We start from the raw sequence: 15,699 nt of genomic DNA, 5'->3' as shown, positions 1-15,699 counted from the left end.
AATGGGAAAACCTACAGGATTTCAGGAGTTTAATCGCGAACTTCCATCAAAAGTTCCGGCTGCTGAACGCGTTAAGAACTATAACGAATTTGTGAATTTATATACTGAAGAAAAGCTTAACCAGCAATCGGCCAGGTGTATGAATTGCGGTATCCCTTTCTGCCATTCGGGATGCCCCCTTGGTAATATCATTCCTGAGTTTAACGATGCCGTGTATCGTAAAAACTGGGAAGAAGCTTACCATATATTATCATCAACCAATAACTTCCCTGAGTTTACAGGCCGTATATGCCCTGCCCCATGCGAATCTGCATGTGTGTTAGGCATCAACAAACCGCCTGTTGCTATTGAGGAAATTGAGCGCCATATTATCGAGATAGCTTATGAGAAAAACCTTGTAAAACCAACTGCACCGCTTGTTAAAACGGGCAAAAAGGTAGCCGTTGTAGGTTCGGGCCCTGCGGGCCTTGCCGCTGCCGCACAGTTGGTGAAAGTTGGCCACACCGTTACCGTTTACGAACGTGATGACCGTGCAGGTGGTTTATTACGTTATGGCATACCCGATTTTAAACTGGAAAAATGGGTTGTTGAGCGCCGCGTTGAAGTAATGGAAAAAGATGGCGTTGTATTTAAATACAACAGCGAAGTTGGCGTGAACGTAGCAGCCGATGAACTGGTACGTAATAACGATGCAGTGATTTTAGCAGGAGGTTCCACCATTCCGCGTAATCTTAACATTCCGGGCCGTGAGTTAAAAGGCATCCATTTTGCAATGGACTTCCTGAAACAGCAAAACAAGCGTGTGAGCAATATTGAAGTTACTGCAGAAGATATTATAGCTACCGGTAAAGACGTAGTGGTAATTGGCGGTGGTGACACCGGATCAGACTGTGTGGGTACTTCAAACCGCCAGGGTGCTGCATCAATCAAGCAATTTGAGGTGATGTTCCAACCGCCGGCTCAGCGTACACAGCATATGCCATGGCCTACTTACCCAATGGTACTGAAAACAACAAGCTCACATGAGGAAGGTGCCGACCGTTTTTGGGGTGTTAACACCTTAGAATTTTTAGGTGATGAAGAAGGTAACCTGCGCGCGTTAAAAGTAGTTGATGTTGAATGGGAGCAGGATTTCATGGGTCGCCCGGTAAAATTCCATGTGGTTGAAGGTTCGGAGCGTGAGATACCTTGTCAGCGCGTATTCCTGGCTATGGGTTTCTTACATCCACAGCATGATACTTTCATCAGCCAGCTTGGCGTTGAAATTGACGACCGTAAAAACGTTAAAGCCAAAGAAGGTGTTTACCGTACCAACGTAAGCAAAGTGTTTACAGCAGGCGATATGCGCCGCGGACAATCATTGGTGGTTTGGGCTATATCTGAAGGCCGCGAAGCTGCCCGCAAGGTTGACGAGTTTTTAATGGGCCACTCTCTGCTGGAAAGTAAAGACGCTGTTAACCAGTTTGACCAGGTGTTTTAGTGGTAGAGATTGCAGGTTTGAGATCAGAGGTTAGTTACTTCTTTGAAGAGATCTCCCTGTCATATCGTTTTTAATTACAAAGCCGGGTTTTGCCCGGCTTTGTTGTTTGTTCCGGTTTATCTTTCAATTTTGCCGGCCAATTCCTTATCATTTTGCTTTTTAAGATCTGGCAGCATCTTTTTTGCCTGCTTTTGCCAGTCCAAATCTTTATCAACTCGTTCATAATAAGTATGGTAGCTACTAAAATCAAGCTTTGAAGCTCCCGGCGTGTACGGACCACTAACAGCCAGTTGCAAGTTATTGTCTTCTTCATCATAATAGCTCTTGTAGTTGAATACATAAAACAGTTTTCCCTTATCGGAGATTGTACCTAAAAGTTTTATGTGACTTGGGCTTTCATCTTCATCAGTGGCAATGGCGTTTTGATAAACGCATAATTTAGCAAAAGCAGCCTGTGTTTTATATTTTTCAGGAACCCTTGCAAGTTGTTTTTCTTTATCGAGCTCCAGCATCAGATCATAGCGTTGAGCAATGCTGTCCAAAAGCCTGTTCACCAAAATCTGACTTACCGGCAATCGATTTTTAATACGTGTAATTACAGCGGTTGGCAAATATTTTTCTATATCGTTTTGCTTTATTATCTTGTTGGTAAAACCAGCTGTTATGGGCTGCCCTTTAATTTTTTGCATTAGTGACAAGTAATAATAAACCGGCAAATACATTTTATTACTATCTTTTTTGCTCAACAGGTTATCAAGATCGCTATTGGCAAACGTTACTAAATCGTTAAAATGAGCACGGATAAAATCATCATATTGGCCCTTCTTATTTCCGGCTATTTTTTCAAATACCATCAACAAATTTGAACGGTAATCTTCATTTTTTAACAGTGGTATAATACGCTTATAATTAGCTACTACATAATCATTTGAATCAATAAGGGGCACAAATGAGTTATAATTATATTCGGCTTTGGGTGCCGGGATATTGGTGAGCAGGTCCAGATATAGGTTATACCCTTTTTGTTTATCAATCTGAGCAATTGCCGCCAATATATCCGGCTTTACATTGGCGTTTATCTGCGAATTTTTATATACCGATGCAAGCACGTCGATGGTCTTATCATCATGTGTTGATTCCAGTATACGTACCAGTTTATGGGTTGTTCCCTCATAGGTGCTGTCATTGGCGTAGCTTTTTTCAAGAGCTTTATAAACATAAGCCAACTCATCCTTGTTAAAATCATAATATGACAAGGCACCATGAGCGTATTTAAATTTGGTTGTATCGGTTGATGCCAAGCCATCAGCAATTTTGGATGCTTTTGAAGATGCCAGATCTATTGTATTAGTTGGCTTTATCTTCTTTACCGAATTATAAAACGCGTTACTGGTTTCGTTAAAAAGCTCCTCATCGGCCAGGTAACCTGTTAAATAAAACAGATCTCCGTTATCAATAAGTATCCTGTTCCGTTTCCTGGTGCCGTTTTCCTTATTTTGAGTTATAAATTCATGCCCCTTGATGCCATTAACTGTTATGGTATCATCTTTCAAAAGGGTATCGGTGTATTTTATCCTTTTATGCGTAAAAGAATGAAATATGGAATCCACGCTTTTAGCGCGATAATATCCGCTTATTCGCGCATGTTCAATACCATATAACCCACCCGAAGCAAGGTTGGTTGAATACATTGTTACCGAATTACCAAAAGCAGAAGCATAACTACTATCAACAATACTTTTTGCTTTTTGAAATACTCCTGCTGTGAAATTGCCGCCATCAACAGGATATTGATCCATTACCGCCTTATTATAGGGTAAAAGCTTAAAGGATTCAAAAAAGTCGTCGTTAGTTTTATCATCCTTAGCCCCAGGCTGCAAATTTTGTCTTAATAGCACATAAGTGCGGTTACCTCTCAACAGCAATTGTATTTTGCAGTAATATTTTTCGGCCATAAGCACCTCTTCTTCCAAGCCCTCGTATCCCTCTTTTATAATTTTATGGGGAGCTTTGATGATTTTGGTGGCATTACCAAATAATTGGTTCATATTTCCAAACAATGCTTTCCTGTCAGCAAGATAAGTGCCTTTAGGATAATCGTTATACCTGATGATGTAATTTTCGATATTATTCGTATCGATAGCCATTAAAAGATGGATGCGATAAGGCTCACTCAACGAATCTCCGGATGGAAGTTCCTTTAATATTGGTTGGGGATTGCTCGGCAAATGAACAGAAAACGCAGCCGTATCATTTTTATAAGTTATCCAGGCTGGATTAGATTTTGGAACGGGTTTGAATGTTTGAAATGAATCAAAAAACCTGTTTACGTAAGGTGAACGGATAGTTGACAGCTTCAACCCTGCATAAACCATATATAAATAATCGTTTACAACCATGAACCTTGCACGCAGGGTTTGCCCCTTGGTTTGCATTATCAATTCCCGTACTTTCTGACCATTTACAATAATGGTATTCTGACTCAAAACCCGATCTTCTGATTTCTTTTTGAAGTTGCCGGTCATATTGTTTAATACCTTTTCCGCATCAACAGGTTTAAGACCCGATCCTATTTTTGTAGAATACACGCCCATAAAAACCTCGTTGGCTATATCAGCATAAATAACGGTAGGCATTTCATAAAATATTTTTGTTTTAACAGGCGCAAAAGGCAGGTTTATGGAGAAGCCATCACTTTCATATTTGTAGATTTCCCAGTTAAATTTGGTAAAATCGGTATTAAATTTATCAGCAACGCCGGTAAAACTGGCTTTAACAGGTGTAACCGTGTAGCCCGCGTTTCGCAGCAAGGCTATTAAACCGTGCCCGCCAGGTAAATGCGCAGCTCCCACCGCCGAAAACATAGTTTGATTATGAATATGATTAACAATACTGTTAAACATAACCTTGTTTCGTGTGATAAGCTCGTCATCATTCAACTGTTCCTCGGTCATAAACGCCTTCATATTATCAAGGTTACCGGCACTATATAACCTGATCATAGTTTCTATAGCGTCAAGATATCTTGCATCGCTCCCTTTATCTTCTTCTACCAGGTCTTTTACACGTTCTTTGATATTTGACCGCAGGCCAAAGTAACTATCAAACTGTTCAGCCGTATTCTCCAGTCCATAAACTTCTTTACCAAGGCTTTGGGCTACTCCGTACAAATAAGCATCAACAACCGCGGCCTTATCGCCCGGTTTATCATATTCAGGCCGCATTGCCGCTTCAAGGCTCATTGGGTCCATATTACCCATATCATAACCCTTTTTCTGTTTAAAGCGCTTTGAAAGTTTAGCATACTCTGCAGGCGAAAGCCATTTGCGAAGGCTGCGCAAACTATCGCGTGAGCCGAGCTGATTAAACATGGTTTTAATCAGGGTATCGGGCTGTACCTCCAGGGCAAAAGCCGAAGTATTTTTGATTGCCAGCATTACCGAATCGCTAAAACCAAAGGCACGCTTATCTTTTACGTGCATGGTACCAAACAAATACGAAGACTGAGTTAAGCCTTTTCCGCTAATGCGCCACAGCAAGGTATAATTACTTCTTTGCTGGGCCGAAACTAACGACGAAATTATAAACAATAATAAAAAAGTGTAGTATCTTAATTTTAAACAAGCTGTAAGTGATCTAAAAAAAGAGGGTTTTGATAAGTAAAATTTGATCATATAAAATTGTAACAGGTTTAAGCAAGCACTAATATAAAAGATATTGGCATATCGAGTATTCCGAAGCGATAACTTTATGCAAAATTAACAAGCAATAATAAAAAGGCACCTGTTGGGGAACAAGTGCCTTTGGAATAAATAGGATTACGATATTGTTTTTTTTACTTCTCCAGATAATCTTTAAGCGATACGCCCGTAATATGTGTCCAGCCGGCAACAAAATTTTCTTTTTTGAAGGAATCCAACGGCGGGAAAGTTTCCAGACCGCTGTGGGTGAGGATTAATTTGGTGCCATTCCCTTCAGGAAAAAGTTCCCACGTAACTTCCGAGTCGCCTTCGTAGCCATCATATCGCCAGGTATAAGCAATGATTTTACCCTCAACAACTTTAGTTACCCGGCACAGGTGACGGTATTGAAAATTATCCTTATCTCCCGCCGTAAATTCAAATTCAAATCCTACCTCGGGTTTAAATTCGGCAAGGTCAAAATACCATTCTTTCATTTTTTCTTTAACGGTAATGGCTTCCCATACCTTTTGAATAGGCGCCGAATAAACACGTTCAATTACAAATGGTTGTGTGCTCATAGTTTGCTGTTTTTATGGTTATCTGTATTTTGTTCGTTGGTTAAAAAAGCGTCGAGGCCATCCAGTTTCTGCGTCCAAAACCGGCGGTATTGCTCTGCCCAGTCTGTAACTTGCTTTAACTGTTTCAAATCGGCATGGCAATAGCGTTCCCTCCCCTGTTGCTTAATAACGAGCAAGCCGCATTCGGTTAATATTTTTATGTGTTTGGATACGGCCGGCCTGCTGATATCAAAATTATCGGCCACGGCATTAAGGTTCATTTGCCGGCTGGCCAGCAGGTTAATGATCTCGCGGCGGGTTGGGTCGGCAATGGCCTGGAAAACATCTCTTCGCATAGTAACAGAACGGAAACATGAAACCGTTCGGTTACAAATATAAATGAAACCATTTGGTTACGCAATATCTATTTTAATTTTCTTAAAAAGACGCAACACGCACCTACAGGGTGCTACTTTACTTTCAACATACTTATTTACAAGCATATGCAATACACTCCTATCCTCAAATCATTTCATTATTCGCCAAATAAGCGATATGGTTAGCAAGCGGCAGCGCCTATACCATAGGTAATTTTACGTAGTGAAAATTGGGTGATTATACCTATTTCGGGGTATTGTTTTTTGCCATATTTTTATCACACCTGAATGTCTAATGCAATTTAATACAATGGCAGTACGTATAGTATCTATAAAAACCGACACCGCACCGCACAATAACCCGTATGTGGCCATCGACTCACTTGAATGGATCAACGAGCGGATCAATGTAAAAGGCCTCACCGAAAGGTCGAAACTTTATGACTGGATAAAACATGAGGATGGTGAGGCTTACATTATTGATGACAAAGGCAACAAAACCAGTTTGATCCCTGCTGTTTGTCCCCAAGGCAACAAGTATGTTAAAACGGTTTACGACGAATCGAAACCCGACTATCTGCTTGACTTACCGGAATGTGCCTGAAAAGTTGCTACCAGTTTTTAAAAGGATGAACGCTTAACCTGGCATTGTAATACCGATCATCGCCGGTTACCTCAGTTGTTACCCATGGCGGCAGTTCAAACTCTTCATCCTCGCTCCCAAGTTCAATTTCGGCCATCAGCAAACCCTGGTTATCGCCTAAAAACTCGTCAACTTCCCAAAGTTTACCGGCGTGGTGGATGTTATAGCGATATTTTTCCAGTTCAGAGACTGCAAAGTTATCAAGCAACTGAATACCATCAGTTTTGGGAATAGTATATTCAAACTCGCTGCGGCTAAAACCTTCTGTACTCCCTTTTATAGTGATATATGCTTCTGTATCAGTAACCCGTACCCTGATAGTTTTCTTTTCATCACTAAAAATGTACCCCTGCCTGAAATGCACTGTTTCAGGCTTTGTTACCTGCTGCCATTTCTCCTGATCTACCAAAAATTTACGTTCTATTTCAATTGCCATCAGCTTATATCCGATTTACTTACAATCTGCAATTTTAGCATTATTTAACATTTGGGCGTTGGTAAATATCATATATTTATAATATATCGAACCTATATGCTAATTGCTAAACCTTTTACAAATTTAACCTGCATTGTTTTGACTTTGTTTTGCCTTGGCTGTAAACACCGCAACATTGTTAAACACAACGGCGAAAAAGATCTGATCTCATTTAAACCTGTCTTTGGCATCAGCTATACCGAAATTGCGCGGCGTTCACAAAACGGGCTATCATTTAACCATTTTGGTTACCAGTTAGAACCGGAATGGAAAATGCGATTTGTTTCAAATGATTCAACAAGCATCTACAGCCCTACAAAAAAACGATTCATCAACTTTCCACTCACACGCGGTTATGATTCCATTTTTAATACTGCCCGCTCCTGGTTAAAAGTTAAAACAATGACAAAAGACAGCATGATCATTGAATTGCTAAAGGCCTATGCAGATTCGGTTGATACGCGCGGCGCTAAAGTTTACATGGTTTTTTATTCGGATAAGTATATAAACAACGTACTTCATGGCGATATAAGCAAATGCAAAAGTCCCAGCCGAAGAGATACTGTATATATACAATCATTAACCAATGCAGCGGGTAAAGATTTTACCAAAGCATTTGCCGCAAGACAACCTGTGGAGATTGAAAGCAAAAGCCCGCATGTTACTTTTAGTAAACGCCATACAGAGCCAACCATGCTTAACAACTTCGATGCTTCTTACGATTATATGAACCCGGAGTTTGATATTGCCATCGATAAAGCCTACAGCAATTTTTACTATTCATTCTCCATTTTCGTTGATCCGGCCGGGCAAATACACTATGGAAAACCCCTTACGGCATTTTCGGAGAAAAGCTACGAGGAAAATTATATTCACCTCTCTACAGCGGTAATGAACAGTTACCTTAAATACTACCTGAACTTTATTCCCGGTAAAACACTTGGTATAGTGCATACCAGCGAGATAGCCGTTCATGTTACAGGAAACCGGGGCGTGTAGACTTAAGTCACGAGGTTATGTAACCTCCTCATTTTAGCGTTCATAATAAGTCATATATTTAACAAATACCTATATGATAACTAACAAACCTATAGCAAAATTAACCTGCATCGTTTTTGCTTTGCTTTGCATGGGCTGCAAACAACGTAACATTGTTAAACACAATGGCGAAAAAGACCTGATTTCCTTTAAACCTGTATTGGGTATCAGCTATACAGAAATAGCGCGCAGATCAGATAATGGGCTGTCATTTAATAACTCCGGTTATCAATTAGAGCCGCAATGGAAAATGCAATTCGTTTCCGATGACTCAGTCAGCGTTTACAGCCCGACAAAAAAACAATTTATCAATTTTCAGCTAACCCGCGGATACGATTCCGTTTTCAATACCGCCCGCACCTGGTTAAAAGTTAAGACCATGACTAAGGATAGCATGATCATCGAAATGCTTAAAGCTCGCAGCGATTCGGTTGATACTCGCGGCGCAAAGGTTTATATGGTTTTTTATGCCGATAATTATATTAAAAACACACTTCACGGCGATTTGAGCAAATGTAAAAGCCCCAACCGCAAAGACTCGATATATATAAAGCAGTTAGCCGAAGCTGCCAATAAAAACATTAAAAAAGCTTTTGCAGCCCGGCAACCGGTTGAGCTTAGCAGCAGCAGTAACCGGATAAAAATAAAAAAACTCCATACCGAGCCAACCATGCTCAACAATTTTAACCCATCCGACTATATGCGCCCCGAGTTTGACATCACTATTGACAAAGCCTATGCAAACTTTTACTACTCGTTCTCAATTTTTGTTGACCCCATGGGGCGGATGTATTATGGTAAACCCCTACGGGTATTTTTCGAAGAAACTCAAAGGGAGAGCAACACCCATCTTTCAAAAGCTGTAATGGAAACTTACCTCAAGTTTTATCTCGATGTGAAGCCAGGCAGTACGCTTGGCATTGTGCATGCCAGCGAGATTGCAGTAAACGTTACCGGCAAAAGTGGCTTGTAACGATATCGGTCCATTTTTTAGCCATTTATCAAATTATCTATATCTTTAGCAGCAATGCTACTTATCAATTTTAAAATGTTAAAAACGGCAGCATTTGGGCTGCTCTTCATCATATCTGCCTTTATTTCAGGTTGCGGCAGCGGCCCTTCAGGTAAAAAGAAAAGAGAGCTGATCTCCTTTAAACCTTACAATGGCATCAACTACTCCGAAGTATCCAGACGTCAAAAAAACGGGCTCTCGTTTAACGAATATGGTTATCAACTGGAGCCGCAATGGAAGCTAAAATTTGTTTCAGACGATTCGATAAGCATTTTCAGTCCAACAAAAAATGCTTTTATTAATTTTCCGCTAACCCGTGGCTATGATTCAATCTTCAATGCAGCGCGTTCATGGTTAAAGATAAGGCAGATCAATAAGGACAGCATAACCATGGAGATCCTGATCCAGAAAGGGGATTCACTTGATGTAAAAGGCACCAAGGTGTTCATGCGATTTTTTGCTGATAATTATGTAAAAAACGTTTTGCACACCGATACCGCTACATTAAGAAGGCCAAGCCGTGCCGATACTGTATTCATCCGTTCGCTTGCCGCTAAAGCAACTGCAGATTATACCAAGGCTTTTGCAGCCAGACAGCCGGCCATAATAACCAGCAAAAGCCCGCTGGTAACCGTATCTCGCCGTACTACCAAACCGGATATACTTAATAATTTAGATAACTCTGACGATTACCTTGACCCTACTTACGACATCGTGATCAAAAACGCTTATAAAGATTTCTATTTTTCCTTCACCATGTATGTTGATGATAAGGGCAAGTTCTACTACGGCGCCCCGCTTGTTGGATTTAACGGCGACCAGGAAAGAGAGGCTGATTATATCCATACCTCAAAAGCGGTTGTGGACAGCTACTTTAAATTTTACCTTAATGTAAAGCCCGGTACTACCCTGGGCATCATCCACTCAAGCATGGTCTCGGTACATGTTGAGGGCAAGGCCAAAACTGCAGCCAAGTAACAATTGTGCTATTTTGTATAAGCGTATAGCTTTTAGCGTTTAACTTTCGCAAGCGGCTAAAAAAAGCATTTGTAAAAAAGTGTTAAATAAACAGCCGCTAAAAATGCAATACGGCTAAATGTTTATATTAGCCCCTGTTACTTCTTTAACTTATATTGATGATCATACGTCGATTTTTACTCCTATTATGCCTGTTAACCGCATTTGGCGCATCTGTTTTTGCCCAGCAGGATAGCATCCCCCTAACAACCATAATCGAAAAAACAAGCAAGTTTAACAGCAGCTACCCTATCGAGAAGGTTTACCTGCATACAGATAAACCTTATTACGCTGTTGGCGATACCATTTGGTTTAAGGCCTATGTAACCATTGAAAAGCACCAGCCATCGGCATTGAGCCGCATTGTTTATGTCGACCTGATCAACAACCGCGATTCGGTAGTTGAAAGCCAGCGCATTGCAGTTACCAATGGCTTTGCCAGCGGTAACATTGTACTTAACGGCGATACTTATAAACAGGGAGCTTATCGTTTGCGCAGCTACACCAACTGGATGCGTAATTTTGACCCGGATTATTTTTATGACCATACTTTTAATGTTGGCAACGCCATAGATAACCAGGTACGCACCAACATCACTTATAAAAGTTCAAGCAAAAGAACAGGCGTTAAAGTTGATGCCACCATCCTTTACAAAGGGCCGGACAACAGTCCATATGCCAACAAAAAAGTAAACTGGCAACTGATGAAAAACGGCGACCCTGTAAGCAAAGGCCACGGTATTACTGACGATAAAGGCGTATTGCAGGTTGACCTGCCCGAAAGCCAGGCCGATGTAATTACCGGCGGTATCCTGGTTACTTCCATTGACGTTGGCGACCGTAAAACCATTAGCAGCAGCTTTTCAATGCGTACTGCAGTAAAAGGTTATGATGTACAGTTTTTCCCCGAAGGTGGCCAGTTAACCAATGGGATCCGTACTAAAGTTGCGTTCAAAGCCATAGCTTCAAGCGGTTTGGGTGTAGACATTAAAGGAACGATAGTTGACGATAAAGGCGCCGAAATAGCCCAGATCAGCAGCGCGCATTTAGGCATGGGAATTTTCGCCATCACGCCGGATCTTGAAAGATCATACAAAGCGAACATCACCTTCCCTGACGGGTCGCAGGCTACCTATAACCTGCCACGCGTACAATCAATGGGGATAAATATTGCCGTTTACAACAATGACCCAACCAATCTTACTGTAAAAATATCGGCTAACGACCTGTTCTTTCAGCGTAAAAAAAACAAAAGCTTTTATCTGGTGGCGCAAAGCGGTGGCGTTATTTACTACGCGGCGCAAACTGTATTGCAAAGCACAGTTTATTCGGCCAATATCCCTAAAAGCAAGTTCCCCACAGGTATTGTACAGGTAACGCTATTTTCATCGGGCGGATATGCTTTATGCGAGCGGATTGTATTTATTCAACATAATGACCAGATGAACCTGGCCCTTAAAACTGATAAACCATCCTACAGTACAAGGGGGAGTGTTAAGATCACAGTATCGGCAAAAAATAATACAACCCCGGCCGAAGGCAGCTTTTCGGTAGCTGTTGTTGATGATGGCACGGTACCATCAAATGAAGATGCTGAATCAACCATATTAAGTAATATGTTGCTTACCTCCGATCTGAAAGGTTACATCGAAAAACCGAACTATTACTTTAATAAACCCGATGATGAAAAACTGGCCAACCTGGATATTTTGATGCTTACCCAGGGTTACCGTCGCTTTGATTATGAGGATATACTGGCCGACAAAAATCCGCCTATATACCTGATGCCGGAGCAAGGCATTGACGTAACAGGAACATTGAGGACCAATGCAGGTCTTCCGGTAGCCAAAGGCAGCTTAAGGTTATTGATTCCAGATAAGAACTTTTCGGCAGAAACAATTACCGATATGTCGGGCAATTTTAAATTCTCAAACGTGAATGTGCCGGATACATCAAAAATTACCCTGAGCGCCCGCAACAACCCTAACGGACGCAACATGGTTATATCGGTTAATGGCGAAGCTTATCAAAAATTGAACAAAAACAACAACATCCCCGATGAGATCCTGAATATTGACAGTACTTTCCGCCCTTATTTACAAAACAGCTATAAGCAATATCAAAGCTCACGCACTATAAAGGAAGTTGTTGTAAAATCAACCAAGATCGTAAAAAAAGCCAGCCATGCCGATTATGGCACCTTCTCAGGTTTACCTATGCAGGCGGACCATGAAGTATCGGCACAACAATTACAGGGCTGCCCTTTGTTGTTAAACTGTTTATCAACCATGGCAATGGGCCTTACCTATATTGACAACAATTTTTACGTTACCCGCGATTACAATGCAGGCGGCCGCACCCCGGTGCAGGTATATGTGGGCAGCCTGCCTGTTGATGCCAACTTTTTATCAAGCATACAATCGAGCGAGGTTGAATCTGTGGAGATCTTTTTAAATGATGGGGTAAGCGGCATCAACCGTAGTACCCAAACCAAGGGCGTACTGGTGATTAACAAAAAGGTTGTTAAAAAACAAAAGATAACACTTGCACAACTACAGGAACTTATTCCCAAGCAAAATGTGATCACTTTTGCAGTGCAGGGCTATACCAAGGCCAAGGAGTTTTACTCGCCTAAATATGACGTAACCAAAGCAGGCACGCTTGGGGGTGACTTACGTAATACGATTTATTGGAAACCTAACGTAATTACCGATAAGGCAACCGGTACGGCAACTATCAGCTTCTTTAACAGCGACCAACGCGGCTCATACCGTGCTATAATTGAGGGAATTGACGCCGAAGGTAATATAGGCCGAAGTGTGATCCACTACAACGTAAAATAAACCAGCACAAATTTTGCTGACAGGAAAAAAGCCCTGGTTGCTAAAAAGCAGCCAGGGCTTTTCATTTATCCCTATTTGTATCAATTTATTAGCTTTTGGCTTTGGGCATTCAGCTTTTAGCTATTAATAGTTATATTAGTACAACCAATTAATTTAAACATTATCATCATGAATTTTCAACTTATCAACTGGCTGGCCGTTGTGGTTGCAGCATTATCCGCGTTTTTAGTTGGCGGTATCTGGTACTCTCCTGCCCTGTTTGCCAATGCATGGATGGCAGATAATAAGCTTAGCAGTGCCGAGCTTCAGGCATCCAGCAAAGGGAGGGCCTTTGGCTTTACAGCCTTCTTTTCTATCATTATGGCTGTAAACCTCGCTATGTTTTTAGCCGATGCGAAAACTGATCTTGCCTGGGGAGCGACAGCGGGTTTTCTTGCGGGCATCTGGACGTTTTGCGCTATCGCTATTCACAGCCTGTTTGAGCTCAAAAGCTGGCGGCTGATCTTCATAAACGGCGGCTATAGCGTAGTGTCCCTAACCCTGATGGGCTTAATATTAGGTACCTGGAGATAAGATGATTATTCACTAATAGAAAACGAATTTATGCGAATTACACGAATAGCTATCGAGCCTTAATTCGTGTAATTCGTTTACACCATTAGTGCAATTAATGCAGGTTCAAAATGACACTGATGTTATATATTCCATGAACAATACTGATGCTTTTTAGTTGAACTTTACAGTAGTCAATCCAAAATACATTACCATGGCAAGCACAACAAGTTCATTTGAAAAAACATTCACCATTGGTGGCGACATTACCATTAATCGTTTAGGTTACGGCGCAATGCGGATTACCGGCAGCGGTATCTGGGGACCGCCAAAAGATAAAGAAGAAAGCATCCGTGTATTAAAACGCGCTGTCGAGCTGGGCGTAAACTTCATTGATACCGCCGATAGTTATGGGCCAAATGTATCGGAAGAGTTAATTGCCAAAGCCTTGCATCCATATCCTACCGACCTCCTGATAGGTACCAAAGGCGGTTTATTACGTACTGGCCCTAACGAGTGGCCTGTAGATTCCTCGCCGGAGCATTTGAAGGAAGCTCTTGAGGGCAGTTTGAAACGCCTCCAGGTTGATCGTATAGATCTGTACCAACTACACCGCATCGATCCTAAAGTTCCTGCCGAAAAATCATTTGAGTTTTTGCAAAAAGCACAGCAGGAAGGTAAGATCAGGCATATAGGCTTATCTGAAGTGAGCGTTGAGGATATCAAGCTTGCCCAGCAATACTTTGAAGTAGTATCGGTACAAAACATGTACAGCGTTGACAACCGCAAATGGGAGGCCGAACTGGAATACACCCGCGATCATAACATCGCCTTCATTCCATGGTTCCCGCTTGGCGGCGGTAATGTACAGGGCGAAGACATGTTGGGCCGTATTGCTGCCAAACACGATGCTACCATTCACCAGGTGGCATTAAGCTGGTTATTGCATCATTCACCAAATATCCTGCTCATCCCCGGCACATCAAGTGTTAAACATTTGGAGGAGAATATGAGAACCGCCGATATTCAACTGTCAGATGATGATATAGATGTATTGAACAGCCTGTCTGAAGCATAAATAGAACATTTGAAGAGCTAAAATTAAAAGGATGTCATTAATTTGGCATCCTTTTAATTTTGAATCAAATTGAAAGGATAAAAAAACGGCAGCTATTATGAAACATTAGTCCTGAATGAAAAGCAAAGAAGAAATACTAAACAGCTATAATACTACTGGCAAGGATGGCCTGCCGGAAATATCAGCCGAAGACTTGCTCAACGCCATGGAAGCCTACAAACAACAATGGGCCGAAGCTGCTTTTAACGCAGCAAGGAAACAATGTAACGAAGCTTACGAGTTTGAAACTTTTAATGATTTTATGACGAGTACCCAGGCTAAGGAACAGGTACAGGATGACTTCGGTGCTATGATAACCGCGGTAGCTGATAATGTAGTCGCCAATTTTTTGCCGGATGACAGTTCAATAAATGAGTTTGATTTTAATTTTACGATGCAGGGCAAGGGTTATACTGCTTTTTATGCTAAAGATGCTCGGGGATACTGGCAAATGAGCAGATGGGCGGAGCAATAGGCAGCAGGCAGTTTTGAGTTAGCAGTTTGCAGTGAAAATCTGTTTGACATTCTGTGATATCGCTGTCCGAAGTCCTTGGCTTCGAACAGCGGAGTTTTTTGTCACTGCAAACTGCACACTAATGACTGCAAACCGCATTAAACGTCGGCCACTTTAAAGGGCTTTACATCAACGCTTTCCCATACCTTTTGAGTAACATACGGATCATTTTGTTTCCAGGCTTCCATCTCTTCGTCGGTTTCAAACTGTACTATCATGGTTGAGCCAATCATCTTGCCTTCTTCGTTCAGCATAGCTCCTCCTAACACAAAATTACCATTGGCTTTTAAAGCCCTGGCACCATCAAGATGATGAGGGCGGGCGCCTAAACGACGTTCAAATGCCTCGGCATCGGTGTAATCATAGGCAGTAACGAGGTATTGTTTCATGG

At 41.6% G+C, this 15,699-nt stretch carries 14 protein-coding genes; 9 read left to right on the top strand and 5 right to left on the bottom strand.

The features are described from left to right. The first annotated feature begins 1 nt into the window (after nt 1). Nucleotides 2-1,480 (top strand): glutamate synthase subunit beta, encoded by a 1,479-nt coding sequence (locus tag ABIC84_RS00920; RefSeq protein ID WP_426586509.1) that lies wholly within the window; start codon nt 2-4, stop codon nt 1,478-1,480. A 116-nt stretch (nt 1,481-1,596) separates the two neighbouring features. On the opposite strand, the gene ABIC84_RS00915 is transcribed toward ABIC84_RS00920, so the two are convergent. The 3 genes from ABIC84_RS00915 to ABIC84_RS00905 all read right to left on the bottom strand — a co-directional run bounded on the left by ABIC84_RS00915 (nt 1,597) and on the right by ABIC84_RS00905 (nt 6,076). Then, nucleotides 1,597-5,070 carry a TraB/GumN family protein gene (locus ABIC84_RS00915; protein WP_429262382.1) on the bottom strand — a complete coding sequence of 1,158 codons (3,474 nt, stop codon included), beginning with the start codon at nt 5,068-5,070 and terminating at the stop codon, nt 1,597-1,599. A 245-nt stretch (nt 5,071-5,315) separates the two neighbouring features. Next, nucleotides 5,316-5,741, bottom strand: coding sequence for an SRPBCC family protein (locus ABIC84_RS00910; protein ID WP_426586505.1), 426 nt, complete (start codon nt 5,739-5,741; stop codon nt 5,316-5,318). Next, nucleotides 5,738-6,076 carry an ArsR/SmtB family transcription factor gene (locus ABIC84_RS00905; RefSeq protein WP_426586503.1) on the bottom strand — a complete coding sequence of 113 codons (339 nt, stop codon included), beginning with the start codon at nt 6,074-6,076 and terminating at the stop codon, nt 5,738-5,740. The genes ABIC84_RS00910 and ABIC84_RS00905 overlap by 4 nt, the downstream gene beginning before the upstream one ends. A 331-nt stretch (nt 6,077-6,407) precedes the next feature. Here ABIC84_RS00905 and ABIC84_RS00900 point away from each other — a divergent pair, with 331 nt between their 5' ends. After that, nucleotides 6,408-6,701, top strand: coding sequence for a hypothetical protein (locus ABIC84_RS00900; RefSeq protein ID WP_426586501.1), 294 nt, complete (start codon nt 6,408-6,410; stop codon nt 6,699-6,701). Between the two features lie 7 nt (nt 6,702-6,708). Here ABIC84_RS00900 and ABIC84_RS00895 read toward each other — a convergent pair whose 3' ends face one another. Then, nucleotides 6,709-7,176 carry a CYTH domain-containing protein gene (locus ABIC84_RS00895; protein WP_426586499.1) on the bottom strand — a complete coding sequence of 156 codons (468 nt, stop codon included), beginning with the start codon at nt 7,174-7,176 and terminating at the stop codon, nt 6,709-6,711. 96 nt (nt 7,177-7,272) lie between these two features. Here ABIC84_RS00895 and ABIC84_RS00890 point away from each other — a divergent pair, with 96 nt between their 5' ends. From ABIC84_RS00890 to ABIC84_RS00860, 7 genes are all read left to right on the top strand, one after another. Beyond that, nucleotides 7,273-8,214, top strand: a complete 942-nt coding sequence (locus ABIC84_RS00890) for a hypothetical protein (RefSeq protein ID WP_429262381.1) — start codon at nt 7,273-7,275, stop codon at nt 8,212-8,214. A gap of 73 nt (nt 8,215-8,287) precedes the next feature. Next, entirely contained in the window at nt 8,288-9,226 is a 939-nt protein-coding gene (locus ABIC84_RS00885; RefSeq protein ID WP_426586495.1) for a hypothetical protein, read from the top strand. 75 nt (nt 9,227-9,301) lie between these two features. Next, a complete protein-coding gene (locus tag ABIC84_RS00880; protein WP_429262380.1) occupies nt 9,302-10,243 on the top strand; it encodes a hypothetical protein in 942 nt (313 codons plus the stop codon). Between the two features lie 158 nt (nt 10,244-10,401). Next, on the top strand, nt 10,402-13,125 hold the full coding sequence (locus ABIC84_RS00875; RefSeq protein WP_429262379.1) for a carboxypeptidase regulatory-like domain-containing protein: 2,724 nt from the start codon (nt 10,402-10,404) through the stop codon (nt 13,123-13,125). A gap of 168 nt (nt 13,126-13,293) precedes the next feature. Then, on the top strand, nt 13,294-13,698 hold the full coding sequence (locus ABIC84_RS00870; RefSeq protein WP_426586489.1) for a DUF1761 domain-containing protein: 405 nt from the start codon (nt 13,294-13,296) through the stop codon (nt 13,696-13,698). Between the two features lie 193 nt (nt 13,699-13,891). After that, nucleotides 13,892-14,755 carry an aldo/keto reductase gene (locus ABIC84_RS00865; protein WP_426586487.1) on the top strand — a complete coding sequence of 288 codons (864 nt, stop codon included), beginning with the start codon at nt 13,892-13,894 and terminating at the stop codon, nt 14,753-14,755. A gap of 115 nt (nt 14,756-14,870) precedes the next feature. Next, the gene (locus ABIC84_RS00860) at nt 14,871-15,269 is read left to right on the top strand and encodes a hypothetical protein (protein WP_429262378.1); all 399 of its coding nucleotides are present in this window, start codon (nt 14,871-14,873) and stop codon (nt 15,267-15,269) included. A gap of 137 nt (nt 15,270-15,406) precedes the next feature. Here the strand turns inward: ABIC84_RS00860 and ABIC84_RS00855 are convergent, their stop codons facing one another. Further along, a complete protein-coding gene (locus ABIC84_RS00855) occupies nt 15,407-15,697 on the bottom strand; it encodes a YciI family protein (RefSeq protein ID WP_091162351.1) in 291 nt (96 codons plus the stop codon). Nucleotides 15,698-15,699: the final 2 nt, after the last annotated feature.

The organism is Mucilaginibacter sp. 3215 (assembly GCF_050433785.1).
In the GTDB taxonomy this organism is placed as follows: domain Bacteria; phylum Bacteroidota; class Bacteroidia; order Sphingobacteriales; family Sphingobacteriaceae; genus Mucilaginibacter.
Note: the sequence above shows the minus strand (reverse complement) of the source record. Positions and strands in the feature narration are given on the sequence as shown.